The following is an 18460-nucleotide window of genomic DNA, read 5'->3' on the forward strand; positions in this document are numbered from 1 at the left end:
CGTCTTGTAGAACGGCGGCTCCTCCGCCTTGTAATAGAGCGCGTAGCAGTCGCAGCTCTCGCCGGTAGGCCGGATGGACAGCCGCGTCCCCTTGCCGCCGTGGAAGAGGCCGAATCGCTCCACGCTGTATAGCGAGTCGTTAAGCCTCGCTTCCGCCGGGCCGCTGTACGAACAGACAAACATGCTGCTCGGCATCCGGTACTCGTTAATCGGCTCTCCGGCCTCGACCGCCCAGTAGCGGATATCCGCTATCGTAATGGAAGATTGCAGCCACACTTGAACCGCCTCGGCCAGCGCTTCCTTGTCTTGCATTCTGTCAACCGGGTTTCTCTCAATCAATTCCACTCGCTCCTTCGCAAGGCCGACCCCTGCAGCGCTATGCCCATGGAGGCTTGTCATCGGTTCGACATTCCCAGATGTAAGCCGATTATAATTGAGATCGATTATCATTGTCAAAGAAGTGAAGCGGAGGATAGAAAAAGAAAGTTGACCGATCCCTTGGGGTCCAATATATGATCAGCCCCGCCGTGCGTCGCTCCAGATTCAAATCCGTTTTGAGCTCGCTATGGAATTGCTCACTTGGCGTCAGCAGGATCTGACCGTCGGCCTCAATCATGCGCTCGATCACTTGGTAAACAACGCGAATCGGACGGACAAGCTTTTTGTCCTCCCAGACCATCGATCCCAAATAAATGCGCTTACCCTCGCGCTCTTCGCAGCACATGCCGTCTTGCCCGGCGATCGCCAGCCAGCTCTCCGGCGACTCGCGGCGCAAATTGCGCTTGATTGTTTCCTAATTTTCTCCAACTGACTTGAACGAAAATAAGAAGAATCCGCTTGTGGCAGGCTCCTCCGAAATACGATCCACGTATATCGCTCCGCAGGCCTGGGAAACACTGATTCTATAGGCCTGCCGTCCGAACAAGCGAAGTTCTGGCGGTTCAATGGAGGGAATTCTCGATGCCTTTGCGTCAAATCGCGGTCAGCCTGCTCCTCTTTGTATCTCTGCTGATCGCCGCTTTCTACCTCGACTCTCGCCTGAACGACGATCCGGGACTCGAACGGAACGAGACGGATCCGTCAACCTATTCCGCGCAGTCCGTCCGCGCGCCTTCCGAGCCCTTTATGCCGAGAGAGTACGTCCGAATAAAAAAATGAGCGTTGTTCAGCGGCCCGACCGATCGCAGAGGTTCGGGTTTGTTGCGTTTTTATGGTGAATGAATTATAATTTTATTCATACATTCACTGGTGGGTGATGAAAATGCCCCGCAAATTCGATCCGGACGAAAAGTCGCGGATTCAACGAAAATTGCTCGAAGCCGGACGGTCTCTCTTTGCGAAATACGGCTTCAAAAAAACGAATGTAGGCGAGCTGGCGCAAGCCGCGGGAATCGCCTCGGGCACGTTCTATTTATTTTACCGTTCCAAAGAGGAGCTGTTCTTCGAGCTGATGGAAGAGGAGGAGCGAAGCATCCAGCAATCGGTTCTCGCACGGCTTGAGAACGCTTCGGAGAGCAAGGATGCGATTCGTCTCCTATTCAAGGAGGGCTTTCGATTGATGACGGAAAGTCCGATTATCCGCGAGGTTCTTCTTCCCGAACAATTGGAGGCCGTCGTGCGCAAGCTGCCCCCGGAAAAAGTGGAACGCAATTACGCCATGGATGTCCGGAAGCTGTCGCCGCTGATCCGGCGGTGGCAAGAAGACGGCGCATTGCGCGCGGACATGAGCCCCGAGATCATCGTCAGCATGCTGCGTTCTCTTCTGCTGCTCTCGCTTCATAAGCATACGATCGGAGAGTCCGTCTACGAGGCAACGATGGAGGCTCTGATCGGCGCCGTCGCCGACGGGCTGTCCGTTGAGACAAAGGGAGGCCGACCGCATGATCGAGGTTAGCGGATTGACGTATGCTTACCCGTCCTCGCCGCAACACGCGCTGCGCGGACTCGACTTTCGCATCGGACGAGGCGAAATCTTCGGTTTCCTGGGTCCCTCCGGCGCTGGCAAGAGCACGACGCAGAACGTGCTCATCGGCAAGCTCCGGAAATACGGCGGTTCCGTACGCGTACTGGGGAAGGAAATTCGCTCCGCCGGGACGGATTATTACGAAAGAATCGGCGTCGCCTTCGAATTTCCCCATTTCTACAGCCGATTTACGGCACTGGAGAATTTGAACCATTTCAGCTCTCTGTATCGAAGCCGGCGCGCCGATCCGATGCGGCTGCTGGAGCAGGTCGGACTACAGGAAGCCGCCCACAAGAAGGTCGAACAATTTTCCAAAGGGATGAAAATGCGGTTGAACTACTGCCGTTCCGTGCTGAACGATCCGGACCTGCTCTTTCTCGACGAACCGACCTCCGGCCTGGATCCGGCGCATGCCGACCTGCTGAAGCGGCTCATTCAAGCCCGGCGGGCCGCCGGCACAACCGTCCTGCTTACGACGCATAACATGCAGGCGGCCGAACAGCTGTGCGACCGGGTCGCCTTCATCGTAGACGGGGAAATCCGGCTGATCGACACTCCGCGCAACTTGAAGCTTTTAGGCGGGGAACGAAAGGTACGCGTCGAATACGAGCAAGGAAACGCGAGATTGACCGAGGATTTTCAGCTGGAAGGCATCGGGACCGATGAGCGTTTTGTGTCATTGATTCGTTCTTGCCGCATCGTGACCATGCATACGCTGGAGGCGTCCTTGGAGGATGTCTTTATGACGGTCACGGGGAGAACTCTCCGATGAGAGCGTGGAAGCTGTTTTTATTCGACGTGCGGTTTCAGTGGAAACAGCGGTTTTATTTCGTATATGCGTTTATATGCACGGTTTACATCGGCCTCTTTCATCTCATACCGGAAACGCATATCGACACAGCGCTGGTATTGCTTACGTTCTCGGACCCGTCTGCCCTTGGCCTGCTGTTCGCGGGAGGGATCGTTTTGCTCGAACGGGATCTGGGCATCTGGAGCAGCCTGTTCGCAACGCCTGTTAAGCTGGGAGAATATTTGCTGGCTAAGTGTCTTTCACTGGGCCTGTTGTCGTTGATTGCGGCATTCGCGATTCATCTGCCGGCAAGCGGGTGGCCCGCGTCTCCCGTCTATTTTTGTCTCGGGGTTTTGCTGACCTCGTGTTTTTTTACCCTGGTCGGAATGGCCGCCTCTCTCCCCAGCCAAACGATCAACGGCTTCCTGATCCGGTCGCAGGCTTACTCTCTGGTTTTCGTGCTTCCGATTCTGGGCTATTTGAACGTATTCGATACGCCGCTCTACCGGCTTCTCCCTTCCCAGGGCTCCCTGCTGCTGCTGTCCGGCTCTCTTCGCTCTCCTTCGCCAGGGGAAGCGGGATACGCCATCGCCGTGCTGGTCGTCTGGGTCGGGCTCGCCGGATTCTTCACGGTGCGTCTGTTAAACCGGACGGTAAGACACGTAGATGGAGGGCATCGCGATGAATAAGTATAGAACGCTGCTCTCCGGCGATATGAGAAACTTAGCCAAGGACCCGATGCTCTTGCTGATTCTGGTCGGGCCGCTGCTGCTTGTCTTGTTTGTTAGGTTGGGCTTGCCTCCGGTTTCGGAATGGCTCGCGTCCGAAAGCGGCTTCGACTTGCTGGAGCATTCCGCCTTCATCTCCGTGCTCATGCAGGCGCTGATCGCGCAACTGATCGGCGTCGCGGCCGGATTGCTGATGCTGGATGAAAGGGACGAACGCATCGTCGATTATTATGCCGTTACTCCGCTTCGCAAAAGCGGGTATGTCGTCTATCGTCTCGTTCTTCCGGTGCTGGTCTGCTCTGTCATGTCGCTGCTGTTCGTTTCCTTCTCCGGCATTTCCGGGCCGCCTGGCGGCCGGACGCTTCCGCTTCTTCTGTTCGTGATAGAAGCGCCGTTATTCGCCCTGTTTCTCGTCGCCTTCGCGGCCAATAAGGTCGAGGGCTTGGCGCTGTCCAAGCTGATCGCCCTGACGCTGCTCGGTCCGGCAAGCGCTTGTTACGTCGCCGAACCTTGGCAATGGGTCGCCGGGTTTCTCCCGACCTATTGGCCTGCCAAGCTGAGCTTCGAGCTTGCCGCAGGTGCAGGCTGGCAGCGGCAGGCGCTTCTATTCGGGGCGGGGCTTGCCGTTCGTTCGCTGCTGCTGTACGGATTGCTGCGGCGCTTCTTTAACCGCATCGAATAGCGCCGGGTGGCGGCCTGCGACAAGACGCACGAACGAAGCCAGTGAACGATCGTTCACGCCTGATCCAGGCAAAGCAGCCAATCGCATCCCCTTCCGCTGGACGGTGGCTGGAAACGCCGAACTCCGCTGCCCTCGATCTCCCCGATCGGCCGAGACGCGCCTGTGCGCGGGCAATACCAGCTCGCAAGCAGGCGTTCGGCGCCGACCCGCGCCAAATTCGCTTCGACCGGTAGCCCGTTCGGGCAATAGACGATTCCGTAGCCCGGACCTCTGGCGGCAGTCATATAGTTGGAGCCGGTATACGGATTCGCGATAAGCTCCTGATCCGGCTCTCTTCCGTTCATGTCTCTGGATTCGAACAGCGATCGCAGATGGCGCATTTGCTCGGCTCCGGGGCGTCCCAGCGCATCTTTCCAGCTCATAATGAAGGATTCTCCCGATCCGGCGAATTCATCGGTCCCATTCGTTTCGTCGTACATGAACCAGACCGAATGATGCCCGTACGTGTGGCCGAACCCGCCGGCCAGGACCGCATAATAGGCGGCTTTGCGTACGTCGGCTTCGTCGAAGTAGCCGTTATTGCTATCGAAGCCCCGCGGAATATCCTCATAACAAGGCTCGGAGTCCAGCGTCGGCTTTGCGGGCAGCTTGGCGTAATCCTCCTGCACCAGCTTATAGTTCGTCCTTTCCCCCAAGCTGTGCGAGGATTGGATCATATTGAAGTCCAGCCACGGCTCTTGATGCACGTGCAGCGAAGACGACACTCCGCCGTTAGGGTGGAAGGTCATCAGATGTCGGCCTTCATCCCCTTCTTTTAATCCGCGCGCCAGTTCATTCGTGATTTCAAAATGAAGCCGATTGTGCAAGGGGCGGTCTCCGCCCAGCACCCAGACGACGTTGGCGTCATTCTTGTATCGAGACCCTAGCCACTTGCCGTAAGCGTAAGCGTTGTCCGGAGTAAATATTTCCGGTCCCTTGCCCCACATCCGGTTGAACTTATCCCCCCATGTAGGAAGCAGCGCGACGTAGATGCCGACTTCCGCGGCCGTCCGCACGATGTAATCGACATGATCCCAATAGGAATAATCGCCGGTCGTGTCCGGCGACGCCGGGTCGATGCGGCCGTCCGGTTGAATCGCGAGCGGTTTGCGGCCGTATACGTTGCCCGTCGTCATGCAATCGAATTCGGCCAAGGCGACAGCCTGCACCACATTAAACGACTGCTCAGCCCGCATCCGCAAGTACCACTCGGCATCCTCGCGGTTCAGCTTGTGAAACAACTCCCATGCGGTATCGCCGAGCCAGAAGAACGGAGTTCCGTCCTCCTTCTCCAATCCCCGCCGATTGGCGTTTACCCGCAGCCGCAGCATGATTTCGCTCATTCCGTTTCCTCCTAAGTCGTCAGAATGCCTTTTCCGAATGCCAAATGCTCCTGAATCAGCCTCTTGCACGTTTCGATGTCCCCCTCGATCAGGGAGCGCGCGATCTCCCGATGATCCTCGTACGCGGCGCTCATCCGGTTCGGCACCCGGCGTATGACGCGGAGAGCGAATCGATAAAGGTGCGCCTGGTACATCGTCATGACGGAATGAATCTCGGCGTTCCCGGAAAATCGGCTCAGCAGCAGATGAAAATCGGAATCCGCTTTCGTAAACCCCGGCTCGTTCCCTTCGTCGGCCAATAGCTTCTGCTCCGCCAAATTGCGTTCGAGCATTTCGATATCGCTCTTCTTCAATCGGCCGGCAATTTGATCGCAGACGTACAATTCCAGCGCAACGCGCAATTCGAAAATATCCCTTACTTTGTCGTGCGACAGCTCCTTGACGATAATTCCTTGCTTGGGGGACACTTGAACGAATCCCTCGGCCTCCAACCGGTCCAGCGCGGATTTGATCGGCGTTTTGCTCATGCCCAAAAAATCGATCAGCTTGCTCTCCGACAAAAATTGCCCCGGCTCGAATGTTTCGTTCAGAATCGCCTCGTGAATGAGACGATAGGCTTTTTCTTTCAATAATTCGGGCGGCTGCGACGTCTTAGTGCGCACTCGGTATCATCCATTCTTCAGCGATATGATGTTTCATTCTAGGGAATCGTCGGAGCAACTTCAAGGCGCATCGACGGAAAGCCTGCCGACAGGGTCGTACACGACCTCCCGGCGCTCCGCGCTCCTGTACACCGAGAAAATCAGATTCATCGTCTTCAAATTGTCTTCGCCGCTTGTCTGAAACGGCCTATCGGCGTTCAAGCAGTCGATGAAGTGCGACTGCAGCCGGTAATGGCTCTCCGCATGATCGAGCTCCGTTCGCTCGGCAAGCGTCGTCTCCGCGCCGCCGGCGTCGATCAGCGAAATTCTCCCGCTGGCATATAATTTCAGCGTGCCCCGATCTCCCTCGATCGCGATTTGCTCCCGATGCTCGGCCTGGACTTGCCGATCGGGCGGTCCGTACAGTTCGCGGCGAGTCGCCCAGCTCATGTCCATGACGACGTAGGCGTCCTCATATCCGAGCGTGACGATCCCGGAGTCTTCGCCGGCAATATACGGGCTGACGCGCAGCGTCTCTGCGTACAAACGCTCCGGATCGCCGAAGAAAAACCGCATCGTATCGAACCAGTGCGCGCCCATCTCGTAGAAAAGCAGGCGAGGCATCTCGCGGAAGAACGGCTGCGGCAGCGGCGTACCCGGCGCCATTCGCGGCGTATAGTAGTCCGTGTGGATATAACGGCCGACCCTGATCCGGCCGAGCGTCCCCTCGTCGAGCACTCGCTTGATCATCTGATTCGGCTGCAGCCATCGCCAGTTTTCGGTCACCATCAGCCTGACGTCGCATTCCCGGGCCACTCTCACCATTTCTTCGGCCTCTTCCGGCGAGACGGCGAACGGCTTCTGGCATAAAATATGCTTGCCCGCCCGCGCCGCCCGGGTGACAAGCTCCAGATGCGTCTCCGGCCCGGTGGCGATGTCGATAATATGCAGGTCGTCTCTCGCGAAGAAGGCTTCCGCATCCGTATACAGATGTTCCGGGGGGATGTCGAATTCCCGCCCCCGCTGCTCCAGCTTGCCGCGGCTCCTGTTGCATAAGGCGGCAATTTCTACGCCCGGGATCCTTCTCCAAGCATTCAGATGGTTAACCGACCAATACCCGGTGCCGATCAATCCGACTTTCCACATGTTCATCGCCGCCTCTCGTTAGCCCTTGTCCGCATTCAGCTTTGCCGGATGCAGCATGACCTCGATCTGCTCGCGGACGCTGTCCGGATCGAACAAGCGCTCCCAGCCTTCCTTCAGCCAATAACGGCGACCGTATTCCATCGCGACGAGACAGGCGTCCGAGAACGGGTTGCTCGCCTCGCCGAAAGCGATCGCCAGCTCGATCTGGAGATGTCCCAGCATGAAATCTCTGGCCGCTTCGGACGGAACCCCGCGCCGAACCGCTTCTTCCATCGCCTGCCTCAGGAACATGGCGGTTGCCGCGCCGATCGTCTCGGCCATCGTCGGCTCCAGGATCGCCATCTGCTCCACGGTTATGCGATGGATGCGCATGACCGGCGCGTACATGGCGCGAACGAGGCTTTCCCCCGCTTCATAGTCCGCTACCGGTCCTTGCATCAAGGCGCATACAACGGCCTGTTTCGCATGAATGCCGCCGAAGTAGTCCCGGCGCGCGGCCGGCTCCGTCTCGTCGTTGAAGATCGGCGGGTGGCAGGGATGCGCCACGAAATAGACGACATCGTCGCGCGGCGGCAAGTGTCCCATATACGCGGCGGCGGGATCGAGCACGATCAGCATCGCTCCCGGCTTCATGATCGGGACGATCTCATGCGACACTTGCCCGATTACGACGTCCGGAACGGCCAGTATGACCGCGTCCGCGGATTGGACCGCCTCCGTCTGAGAAGTTGCCGATAAGCCGCGCTGCCGTAACTGTTCCAAGCCCCGATCGCTGACTTCCACGTATTTCATGTCATAAGACGTTTTCCGCAAATTGTCGGTAATTCTGCAGCCCATTTTGCCGCCGGCGCCGATTAGCGCAACGATCGCCATCGTCATTCGCTCCTTATTTTGTAGAGTGCGGGGCAGCTGTTCGCCGACCTCGCTTGTTATCGCCCTTCCAATACGCGCGTGAAATAATCCGTCTGCCCGACTTGTCCGCCCTTAAGCGCGATCTCGATCCCGTCGAAGGCCGGATCTTCGGAATAGGCGCGGCATAACGGCCCTCCCGGATCCAGCGGCATCGCGGTCTCCAGCGCATAGATGCCCAACTCGCGCGTCACGTACCCCGACGTATCGCCTCCGGCCACCAGCACGCGAGTCAGATTGTTCGCTGTCGCGACCTCTCGCGCAAGCCGCCCGAGCTGTTCGCCTATAAGCTGTCCCGCGTTCGCCGCGGGAGCACGGTCGATTCCGTCCGATTCGAGCCGCTGTCTGGTCTCCCGAATTGCGATGTCCTCCGAACCCAGCGCCGTATACAAGAGCGGGCTGCGATTGTGCCGCAAAATCTCGTTCGCCCGTTCCGCCAGCCTGCTTCGCTCCCGCTCCGCTTCCGCTCGGTCGACCAGTCTCTCCGCACGTACGGGAACGCCGACGAAGCCGCACTCGATCGCATGCCTGATCTGCGATTCGGTCACCGGAGAACAGCTGCCCGACACGGCGAGCAGCCGGTCGACGGGGCCTCTTGGCTCCAGCTCGTTCTGCGGAGCCGCCCCCGTCAGTCCGAGCTCCCGCCAGTGAGCGGCCAGCGCGTACTCGACACCCGAAGAACCGACGACAAACCGGGTTTCTCCCCGATCGGCCGCTTCCCATATCAATTCGCCCGCCCGCTTCAGTCGTTCCTCGTCCAGCACATCGTACAGCAGCACGTCCGGCGAGCCGGACATTCTCGCCTCCAGCCGCTCCCTGACGCGATGAAGATCGCCCGACAGGTCGAGGATATCCATCACCCCGATGGATTTGTTCGTCTGTCGGGACAGATGGACGCGCAAATCAGCTTCATCCATCGGGGTAACCGGGTGGCGTAACATCGTCGGATGCCGATCCAGCCGATGTATCGCATCGTCGGCGTAGGCATAATGGTTTCCGAACACCGTGTAGCGCCGCAATTGCGGGACGCCGACAAGCAGCGGCACGTACCGCTGCCCGGGCCAGACGCCAGCTGCCAGATCGATGGCCCGGCCGATGCTTCCGATCTTGGGCGAAGAGTCGAAGGTGGAGCAGATCTTGTAATGCACGATTGGGGTCGGGATGTCCCGCAATCGCTCTAATACCGGCCGCAGCTCCCGCTCCAACTCGTCAGTTGCCAAGGATCTGCTCACTCCCGCCACTCCGAAGGCCCGAATGTTCGCAAACTTGTCCGCGAGCAGCTCAGCGGTCGGAGGCTGCAGAAACAGCACGGTCGGCACGCCGCTTAGCGCTAGCGCCTCCATCACATCGGTCGACCCTGTAAAATCGTCGCCGTAGAACGACAGCAGCAACCTCGAATCGCGTTCCATCCTATTTCCCTCCTAGCTGCCCGCCGCCGAACTTCTCCAATGCCCGTCGCAGCTCCGGATGCGACTCCGCATAGGCCTCCGCGCTCACCCCGAGCTTCGCCGCTTCCCATGCCTGCTTCATGCTGAGAACGCCGGCGACCGGCCCGTCCGGATGCGCCATAATGCCGCCGCCCGCCACATGCAGCAAGTCGCAGGTGCCGAGCTCGCGGTACGTATCCTCCACCATAGCCGCCGATTGCCCGCTCGACAGAACCGGCATGGCCTCATACCCGCCAAGCAACGGCTCGCGAATGGCCCGCACCGAGCGAATGACCGATTCGTTGCTCTCGTAGAACTTGCTGTTGAGCGCATTGACATGCAGATGATCGGCGCCGGCCAGTCGGCATAGCTTCTGATAAGCGGTGAACGACATGCCAAGCATCGGACAGCGCGTCATCATTCCCCACTGATTGCGATGACCGTGGATCGGAAGCTCGCTGTAACGGTTCAGATGCGCCAGCCCCGCCAATCCGATGCTTTGCATGCTGACCATGACGCACGTTCCGCCCGACTCCACGACCAGATCGTGGCGGCGCTTCAGCTCGTCGATCTCCCCCGTGATGTTGAACGCGTACATCGTCTTGCGTCCGGTCCGTTCGCTGGCACGCTCGATTTCTTCCATCACGGCCTTGACCTTATGCTCGAACGGCGCAAACAGGGGGCTCGCGTTCAATTCGTCATCCTTGATGAAGTCCAGTCCCGCTTCGGCCAATCCTCTTACGGCCGCACGCAGCTCTTCGATGGTCAGGCCCACGCTCGGCTTGACGATCGTGCCGATGATCGGGCGGTCCTGGACGCCGGCCAGCCTGCGCGTACCCGCCACCCCGAACTTCGGTCCGGCGTAGGCGGCGGCGAATTCATCGGGCAAATCCAGATCCATCAGACGAATCCCGGAAAATTCCTGCAGCTCGTATAAATTGCCGGCGACCGTCGCCAACAGATTCGGAATGGACGGCCCGAAATTCGCGTACGGAAATTCCAACACGACTTCGCAGCGACGATAGTTCCCGTCATGGCCTCTTGGCGTCGCCGCGCCGGGCAGCGACGGCTGTCGGACGACTTCCGTCTGCCGGACGGAGACGATTCGGGCAGCGCTGCGTTCCCGGACCTCGTCCGTCTCTCCGGGGACGGCAATGAACGTTCCGGTCGATTGCTCTCCGGCCATCGCCTCGGCGGCGCGGGCGGGCTCATACGGGGTCTCGATCCAATAAGCGGCGCGAACAACGGATGGTTTCGCCATCGTTTCACAATCCTTTCTCATGCGCGTTCTCGGTTGACTCGGCGGCGTCCGTTGCATCGGTTTCGCGACAATCCAAGCGAATGCAGCCGTAGGGTGGAAGCGTTAAAATGACCCGGCGGCCAGCCTGGGCGGACAGCTGTTCCGTCTCCCGTTCCTCGGATTCCCCGTCGACGAAATTCGTTGCGACAGAATAATTCGAATCCGCTCCGAGATCGATGTCGACCTCCAACGCTTCGTTCTCCAGGTTGGCGACCATCAGCCGCAAGCGGCCTTCGGGATGCCGAAGCGCCAGCGCCGCCGCCCGTCCGGAAGAGCATTGCACCGCAAGAACGCGGGCAGCCGGCTCGGCCATGACATCTTTCAGCAGGAAGTACAACGGAATCGGCGCGCCATCCGGCGTCACTCCGAGCGGTCCGGACGCTTCATAATAGGTAAGCCGGCGAGTTTCCGGCGTGCATAACGCCGCCAAGCTGCCCAACGTCCAGGCTGCGCCGAATTTCTCTCCTTGCCGGTCGTCTATCTGATCGGCAATCGGAATACTGCCGTCCCCGGAAGTCGCATTCGGATTCAACCTCGGCTTAAAGGTGATCGGCCCGATGCTAAGCGGCTTGCCGGACTTGAAGGCGGCATCGTCGGCCGTCGTCCTCTGGGCGGCCAACGTCTCCATCAGAGACCGGTCGTCGAAGGCATGCACTTGCGGGTTGATCGAATAGGCAGCGAAGTCCATCCCCGCCACCGGCAGCGTTGAACGGTTGAACTCCGCATAATAGGCCCGGGTTCCTCCTCCGACCGGAAGCTCCAGGCCGCCGGCCCGCATGGCGCTGCGCATGACGCGAAGCGCGGCTTCATCGGTAACGATCGCCCCTGCCGAATAGGGAATCAGCCACATGCCGCGGCCGCGCGCTTCTTGACCGACCCCCGACGCAGCCAGTTTCTTGGCCAGCTCCGCCGCCCGGCGGCCTCCTTCATCCAGCAGCACTTCGAGTTCCAAGCCGCAGCCGACCCGATCGGCGGCATCGACGACCTCCTTCAGACGAATCGGCCACTCGTCGCGAGACAAGTCAAGCGTGCCGCGCAGATGCGAAGGCTTGAGGCGCGACAGCCGCTCGGCCGCCCGGGAGTCGATTACGTTCATTCCTATCGCAATGCCGATGCTCGGCAAAGAGCAGCGGGATTCCCGCCGTAAGGCGATTCGAACCGCCTCTCGCCGTGCGCCGTCGTAGGCGCCGCCCCGCCCCAAGCCGACCTCTTCCGCAGTCGGCCCTTCGATTTCGATTAACACCGACTGCGCAATTCTTTCCCCCGCTTGGACCGAAGCCGGATAAGGCACGGACAACGGGGTACAGTACGTCTTGTAGGAAGCGTCGGTCCAATTCCGCTGATCTTCCATTTCGAACAAGTCGCCCGAGAAAATCGTTCGCACGCGGCAGCCGAGCGCGGGTTCGTACGTCATTGCCCGAACGCCCTTGAACGGTTGATGAGGAGCGATTCGTTCGGGAAATGCGCCTCGCGCGATCCCTTCTTCCGTATCGACCTCAAGCGGCAACCCGGCAAAATCCATCGGATGCAGCACGCAGAACCCGATCCGATTTTTCTGGAACGAGGCACGGGCGATACCGTCGAAATCGAATCGAATGCTGTCGGGGGTCATTCGAATTAAACCGTTCCATTCGAAATCGATCTCATCCTGCGCATGACGGCAATGGAATTCCACGATCGCTTGGTCGTGAAGCGATTGAATGCGCTTGATTTTCAGCCTGGGCGCCACCGTTCCCCAATTGCGGTCTCTCACCGCCGCATAGATGCCGCGAACGATCTCCAAACCGTCGTATGCGATCGTTCGCAAACCGCCTTCCTCGAAAAAGGCTTGCAGCGGTCCCGCGCTCAATTTTACGGGCGATTTCATTTTTCCTTCCCCCGTCTTTTAAGAAATACATCTTAGATCTAAGTTAGATAATAGTTGCTGCCGATAATATCGTCAAGCTCTATATATCCCCGCAGAGGAGAGACGGACATGTTCCGCTTGTTCGATCTAGACAAGCTCAGATCCATCACCGCCAAGATGATCGCCACTTTCTTATTGGCTCTGACGCCTATGTACTTAGTCAGTCTGCAGCTGAATCGCATGGGCTCGGACAGCGTGATGCAGCAAGTTCGGGATTCGATGAACTCGCGCGTCACCTATTATTTGAATTCCTTGCAAACCGCCGTCGACGGCATTACCCGTCTGCAGCGTCAATATGTCATCGACGAGGATATCCAGAAGCTCGCCAATATTGCGCCATCCATGAGCTTGTTCGAACGCGCGATGGCGGAGCGGCGCATTCAGGACAAAATGATGCTGATGACGATCTCAAGTCCTTACGTGCTGGAATCCCGCATCTATTTGCCCATGATCGGCAAGACGATTTTGTCCGCCTCCGACGAAGGAGAGATGACCCCGGATCGGATCGAGGCGGCCAAACGGGCCGCCCTGAGCCAGCCTAGGCCGCTCGTTAAGCTGGGAGAACGGATGGTCATCCAGCATATTTCCCCCAACCCTCAGGTGGCGCCGGAGAAGACCGCCTTCATTATGCAAACGGATATTTCCGCAGCCCGTATTCTGGAGGAGTTGGATCAATTGGCCGCCGATTCGGAGAGCGGCGCCGTATTGATCAACCGATCCCAGAGCTGGACGATATCGAGCATGGCGGACGCCGAGCTGAGAGCACGGACCGTCGCTTTGGCGAACGAGCGGCTCGACTCCGGCCTGCATTCCGGGGACACTCGAATGACGTACAACGGACACCGTTATCTCGTCGCGTACACCTATTCCGAAGCCTTGCAGTGTTCCCTGCTGTTGACTTTGCGGGAGGATAAGGTCATCGGTCCGCTGAGTCGTTACCGGGAATGGTTCTGGGGATTGTCCGGCCTGTCTTTGCTGACCGTGCTGTTGTTCTCTTCCTCCATCTACCGCGTCATTCACAAGCCGCTTCGCAGCATGGTGACCGCTTTCCGCAAGCTGGAACGCGGCGATATGAACGCGCGCATCGACATGCGCAGACAGGATGAATTCCAATACCTGTATAAACAGTTCAATACGACGGCGGAACAACTGAAACACCTGATCGAAGAAGTTTACGAAAATCGCATTGCCCTGCAGCGGTCGGAACTGAAGCAGCTGCAATCGCAAATCAACCCGCATTTTCTCTATAACACTTATTTTCTTGTACATCGCATGGCCAAGGCGATGAAGATAGAACAAGTCATTAGGGCAACCGAATATTTAGGCGTCTACTTTCAACATATTACGCGCAACGCTCAGGAGATCGTTCCTCTGGAGATGGAATACCGGCACATCGCAGCCTATATCGAGCTGCAGTCGCTCCGATTCCACAACCGGATCACGCCGACCGTCGAGCCGCTGCCCGAATCTCTGAAAGCGGTGCCCGTACCCCGGCTGCTGCTGCAACCGATGGTCGAGAATGCCTACCAGCATGGACTGAAGGAAAAGCTCGAGGGCGGACTCATCCGCATTGCCGCGGTCGAATCCCACAGCTGCCGCATTGACAACCATCTGCCGGAAAACGGAGTTTTGCTGTTCACCGTTGAGGACAACGGGGACGAGTTAAGCGATGGAGCGCTTGTCGCCTTGCAAGATAAGCTGTCGGATAGGTTCGACGACAAGGAAACGACCGGGTTGCTTAACGTTCATCGGCGGGTTCAGCTCCGTTACGGCAGCGCCTACGGCATTACTCTCTCGCGGAGCGCGCTCGGGGGTCTCCGCGTCCAATTAGCCCTTCCCCTTCAGGAACAGGTTGTAAAAATCGGTCAATCCAAGTAAACGTTCGATTATTGAGGACGGTATCCCTCCGTCCCATAATGAATGCTGAGGGAAGATCCTCAACACTTGATAAGGGGGAACACACATGAGAGCTATACCTAAACCAATGAAACCGCTCGCGATTGCCGTCACTCTCTCCATGCTGCTGGCCGCATGCAGCGGCGGCAACGGGAACAACGGAGAGAGCCAACCTGCTTCGCCGGCTCCTGGAAGCAGTTCATCGTCTTCCGCGAGCGCAAACGAAGACCCGGGCATCCCGACCGAGCCGTTCGCTCCGTACCCGGAAACGGTCAAGCTGACGTTCAGCCGCTATCAAGGCCAGGAAGTCAAATTTCTGAACGACGACACGATTGACGATAATCTCATTATCCGTGAATACAAAGAGATGCTGAATATCGATGTCAAGAACGCCTGGGTCGTAAAAGGCACCGGAGAGCAGTACGAGCAGAAGATGAACGTGGTAATCGCCTCGAACGACCTGCCTGATCTGATGTACGTGAACGCGCAGCAATTGAAGCAATTGGTGGAAGCCGATCTGGTGCAGGATCTGGGACCTTTGCTCGAAAAGTACGGTTCCCCTTACGCCAAAGACGTCATGACTCAGGATGGCGGCAACGCTCTGAAATCAGCGACGTTCGGAGGCAAGCTGCTGGCCATTCCGCAAACGGGGTCGAACATCGATTCCACGCCGATTTTGTGGGTCCGCGAAGATTGGCGCCAAAAGTTGAATCTGCCGGAGCCGAAAACGTTCGATGATTTCCTCAAGCTGGCGGAAGCGTTCTCCAAGCAGGATCCGGACAACAACGGCAAACCAGATACCTACGGCTTCGGCGTAAGCAAGGAATTATGGGGCGGTATGCCCGGACTTGAAGGCTTCTTCAATATGTACGGCGCTTTTCCGAGCATCTGGGTGAAAGGCGACGACGGAGCGCTGACCTACGGCTCCATTCAGCCTGAAGTCAAGGATGCACTCGGCAAGCTTGCCGAACTGTATAAGGACGGACAGATCGATCCGGAATTCGCCTCCAAGGACGGAGGGAAAATCGCCGAAGCCGCTACGAGCGGCAAGCTGGGCATGTATTTCGGCGCCATGTGGACGCCGCTGTGGCCTCTGCAAGACGGCAAAAACCAAAATCCGGACATGGAGTGGCAAGCCTATCCCGTCCCTGCCATGGGCAACGAAGCGCCTAAAGTATCCGCCGCGTTCCCTGTAACCAAATACTTTGCCGTCAGGAAGGGCTATGAGCATCCGGAAGCGGCGATCAAGCTGCTTAATCTGGATCTGGAGCGTCACTGGGGGTCTATGTACGATCCGGACAAATACTTCGGCGACAAAGGCTCCATCGAATTCCGCAAATACTCGATCTATCCCGAGGCGGAGCCTAGCCGGCGCAACCTGACGATCCATCAGAAAGTCGTCGAAGCGTTCGAAACGGGCGATCTTTCCAAGCTGAACGTGGAAGAGAACGATAAATACAACATGATCAAGGATTACTTGGAAAAAGGAGATCTTGTCGGATGGGGATGGGATCGGGTATTCGGCAAACGCGGCTCCTTCGAGGTCATCAACAACTATGTCAATAACGGCCAAATTTACGACAACGAATTTTACGGAGCGCCGACCGAAGCGATGGGCGAGAAATCGGCAGCTCTCGGCAAAATGCAATTGGAGACTTTCACTAAAATCATTATGGGCGCCGCGAGCCTCGATGCTTTCGACAAATATGTGAGCGATTATAAGAAGCTCGGCGGAGACGATATCGCTAAAGAAGTCAATGAATGGAAGGCTCTCCAGTAATACCGAGGAGCGAATAACAGCAGAGAACGCACCGAAGGGATAAGTGAACGACCCTGCTTGTCCCTTCTTGCGTTTGCATCTGCAGCGCAGGAGGAACAACGATGCTCAGATTAAGACGATTTCGCGATATGCCGCTGCATCTGATGCTGCTGCCCGGAGTTATCCTGGTATTCATCTACAGCTATCTTCCGCTTGCGGGGATCGCCATCGGATTTCAGAAGTTTATGCCTTCGAAAGGCTTATTCGGCTCCAAGTGGACCGGACTCGATAATCTCCACTATATGTTGAACATGCCGGGAATCGGCCAGGTCGTCTGGAACACGTTCTATATTTCCAGCTTGAAAATCCTGTTCGGACTGCTCGTTCCGATTGTCATAGCGTTACTGTTGAATGAAATCGCGGCTCATCGAATCAAAAAAACGTTTCAAACTTTAATTTACCTCCCCCACTTTCTGTCCTGGATCATTCTGGGCGGCATTCTCGTCGACATCCTGTCGCCGGGGCATGGTATCGTAAATCAGATCCTCGGCCTGTTCGGCATCAAACCGATCTATTTTCTCGGCAACAACGACTGGTTTCCGTTTACGCTCGTCGCCAGCGATATTTGGAAAGAATTCGGCTTCAACACCATCGTTTACTTGGCCGCGCTGACGTCCATCAATCCCGCTCTCTACGAAGCGGCCTATATAGACGGCGCAGGTCGATGGAAACAAACCTGGTACGTTACGCTCCCCGGCATGTTGCCGATCATCGTGCTGCTGGCCACGCTCAGCCTGGGCAACGTGCTGAATGCCGGCTTCGACCAAGTATTCAACCTGTACAGTCCGGCCGTTTACGAGAGCGGCGATATTATCGATACGCTCGTCTATCGGACAGGCCTCGTCGACATGCAATACGGCGTTGCGACAATCGTCGGCGTATTCAAATCCGCGATATCGCTGGTCCTGATCTCCTTCTCTTATTGGGCAGCCTACCGATTCGCCAATTATCGCATCTTCTAGAGAAAGGGGGCGGCATGGATGTATGCCAATACCGTCGGCAGAAAAACGTTCCAGTTCGCCAATTACACGTTTCTGATCCTGCTATCGCTGACTTGTCTGTTTCCGCTTATCCATGTGCTGGCGATCTCATTCAGTTCCAGCAGCGCGGCGACCGCAGGCCTCGTCACCTTCTGGCCCGTGGACTTCACGACGAAATCTTATCAATACATTTTGGAGGAACCCGCCTTTATCCGTTCATTCGGCGTTGCGCTGCAGCGCGTAGCGCTTGGGACAGTCCTTAACATGCTGCTTACCGTGCTCGTGGCCTACCCGCTGTCCAAAGAAGCCCGCGTTTTCCGCTATCGCACGGTTTACGCCTGGTATTTCGTGTTTACGATTTTGCTCAGCGGGGGCCTGATCCCGTGGTATATGACGATCAAGGCAACCGGAATTATGGATACGTTGTGGGCGTTGGTGCTTCCTGGCGCCGTACCGGTATTCAATGTTATCCTAATGCTGAACTTCTTCCGCGGATTGCCGAAAGAACTGGAGGAATCCGCCTTTATCGACGGATCCGGCTATTGGGGAGCGCTATGGCGGATTTATATTCCGCTCTCGAAAGCCTCGCTGGCAACGGTCGCTCTGTTCACCGTCGTCGGCCATTGGAACGCCTGGTTCGACGGTCTGATCTTGATGAATTCGCCGGATCATTATCCGTTATCCACTTATTTGCAGACCATCCTGACCAAAATCAACATGTCCTCGCTGACCTCCGATCAGGCGAAGGAGCTTGCGGCCGTATCGGACCGAACGGCCAAAGCCGCCCAGATTTTCCTTGGAGCCTTGCCGATCTTATGCGTATATCCGTTCCTGCAGCGTTACTTCGTCAAGGGCATTGTGCTGGGCAGCGTGAAGGAATAAGGAGGGAAC

The 18460-nt window shown here is 57.5% G+C and carries 16 protein-coding genes and 2 pseudogenes; 9 read left to right on the forward strand and 9 right to left on the reverse strand.

The genetic code is table 11. From position 1 onward, the window contains the following. Together ACESLM_RS12500 and ACESLM_RS12505 are read right to left on the reverse strand one after the other, a co-directional pair. Nucleotides 1-339: pseudogene (locus ACESLM_RS12500) on the reverse strand (hypothetical protein); the annotation flags it as partial. Nucleotides 340-520: 181 nt separating this feature from the next. Continuing rightward, nucleotides 521-787: pseudogene (locus tag ACESLM_RS12505) on the reverse strand (IS1380 family transposase); the annotation flags it as partial. A 173-nt stretch (nucleotides 788-960) separates the two neighbouring features. On the opposite strand from ACESLM_RS12505, the gene ACESLM_RS12510 reads away from it, so the two are divergent. From ACESLM_RS12510 to ACESLM_RS12530, 5 genes are all read left to right on the forward strand, one after another. Further along, entirely contained in the window at nucleotides 961-1158 is a 198-nt protein-coding gene (locus ACESLM_RS12510) for a hypothetical protein (protein ID WP_372631904.1), read from the forward strand. A 103-nt stretch (nucleotides 1159-1261) separates the two neighbouring features. Then, the gene (locus ACESLM_RS12515) at nucleotides 1262-1894 is read left to right on the forward strand and encodes a TetR/AcrR family transcriptional regulator (RefSeq protein WP_372631905.1); all 633 of its coding nucleotides are present in this window, start codon (nucleotides 1262-1264) and stop codon (nucleotides 1892-1894) included. Beyond that, nucleotides 1881-2735, forward strand: a complete 855-nt coding sequence (locus ACESLM_RS12520; protein ID WP_372631906.1) for an ABC transporter ATP-binding protein — start codon at nucleotides 1881-1883, stop codon at nucleotides 2733-2735. The genes ACESLM_RS12515 and ACESLM_RS12520 overlap by 14 nt, the downstream gene beginning before the upstream one ends. Next, nucleotides 2732-3442: a fluoroquinolone export ABC transporter permease subunit gene (locus tag ACESLM_RS12525; RefSeq protein WP_372631907.1), complete on the forward strand. Its 711-nt coding sequence runs from the start codon at nucleotides 2732-2734 to the stop codon at nucleotides 3440-3442. Before ACESLM_RS12520 ends, ACESLM_RS12525 begins: the two co-directional genes overlap by 4 nt. After that, on the forward strand, nucleotides 3435-4163 hold the full coding sequence (locus tag ACESLM_RS12530; protein WP_372631908.1) for an ABC transporter permease: 729 nt from the start codon (nucleotides 3435-3437) through the stop codon (nucleotides 4161-4163). The genes ACESLM_RS12525 and ACESLM_RS12530 overlap by 8 nt, the downstream gene beginning before the upstream one ends. Nucleotides 4164-4216: 53 nt before the next feature. Here the strand turns inward: ACESLM_RS12530 and ACESLM_RS12535 are convergent, their stop codons facing one another. The 7 genes from ACESLM_RS12535 to ACESLM_RS12565 are packed head-to-tail and all read right to left on the reverse strand — an operon-like array spanning nucleotide 4217 to nucleotide 12835. Then, nucleotides 4217-5545: a glycoside hydrolase family 140 protein gene (locus ACESLM_RS12535; RefSeq protein ID WP_372631909.1), complete on the reverse strand. Its 1329-nt coding sequence runs from the start codon at nucleotides 5543-5545 to the stop codon at nucleotides 4217-4219. Nucleotides 5546-5556: 11 nt separating this feature from the next. After that, nucleotides 5557-6207 carry a GntR family transcriptional regulator gene (locus tag ACESLM_RS12540; protein WP_372631910.1) on the reverse strand — a complete coding sequence of 217 codons (651 nt, stop codon included), beginning with the start codon at nucleotides 6205-6207 and terminating at the stop codon, nucleotides 5557-5559. Between the two features lie 60 nt (nucleotides 6208-6267). Then, on the reverse strand, nucleotides 6268-7338 hold the full coding sequence (locus ACESLM_RS12545) for a Gfo/Idh/MocA family protein (RefSeq protein ID WP_372631911.1): 1071 nt from the start codon (nucleotides 7336-7338) through the stop codon (nucleotides 6268-6270). A gap of 12 nt (nucleotides 7339-7350) precedes the next feature. After that, the gene (locus ACESLM_RS12550; protein ID WP_372631912.1) at nucleotides 7351-8205 is read right to left on the reverse strand and encodes a phosphogluconate dehydrogenase C-terminal domain-containing protein; all 855 of its coding nucleotides are present in this window, start codon (nucleotides 8203-8205) and stop codon (nucleotides 7351-7353) included. A gap of 56 nt (nucleotides 8206-8261) precedes the next feature. Beyond that, nucleotides 8262-9650, reverse strand: coding sequence for a four-carbon acid sugar kinase family protein (locus ACESLM_RS12555; protein WP_372631913.1), 1389 nt, complete (start codon nucleotides 9648-9650; stop codon nucleotides 8262-8264). Nucleotide 9651: 1 nt separating this feature from the next. Then, nucleotides 9652-10929 (reverse strand): ribulose-bisphosphate carboxylase large subunit family protein, encoded by a 1278-nt coding sequence (locus ACESLM_RS12560; protein WP_372631914.1) that lies wholly within the window; start codon nucleotides 10927-10929, stop codon nucleotides 9652-9654. 4 nt (nucleotides 10930-10933) lie between these two features. Beyond that, nucleotides 10934-12835, reverse strand: coding sequence for a D-apionate lactonase family protein (locus ACESLM_RS12565; RefSeq protein ID WP_372631915.1), 1902 nt, complete (start codon nucleotides 12833-12835; stop codon nucleotides 10934-10936). Nucleotides 12836-12943: 108 nt separating this feature from the next. On the opposite strand from ACESLM_RS12565, the gene ACESLM_RS12570 reads away from it, so the two are divergent. From ACESLM_RS12570 to ACESLM_RS12585, 4 genes are all read left to right on the forward strand, one after another. After that, nucleotides 12944-14752, forward strand: coding sequence for a sensor histidine kinase (locus ACESLM_RS12570; RefSeq protein WP_372631916.1), 1809 nt, complete (start codon nucleotides 12944-12946; stop codon nucleotides 14750-14752). A gap of 85 nt (nucleotides 14753-14837) precedes the next feature. Beyond that, nucleotides 14838-16550: an extracellular solute-binding protein gene (locus ACESLM_RS12575; RefSeq protein WP_372631917.1), complete on the forward strand. Its 1713-nt coding sequence runs from the start codon at nucleotides 14838-14840 to the stop codon at nucleotides 16548-16550. 101 nt (nucleotides 16551-16651) lie between these two features. After that, nucleotides 16652-17551, forward strand: a complete 900-nt coding sequence (locus ACESLM_RS12580) for an ABC transporter permease (RefSeq protein ID WP_372631918.1) — start codon at nucleotides 16652-16654, stop codon at nucleotides 17549-17551. Between the two features lie 18 nt (nucleotides 17552-17569). Further along, the gene (locus ACESLM_RS12585; protein ID WP_094049512.1) at nucleotides 17570-18451 is read left to right on the forward strand and encodes a carbohydrate ABC transporter permease; all 882 of its coding nucleotides are present in this window, start codon (nucleotides 17570-17572) and stop codon (nucleotides 18449-18451) included. Nucleotides 18452-18460 lie beyond the last annotated feature (9 nt).

The sequence above is a fragment of the Cohnella sp. genome (assembly GCF_041641335.1).
Taxonomy (GTDB): domain Bacteria; phylum Bacillota; class Bacilli; order Paenibacillales; family Paenibacillaceae; genus Cohnella.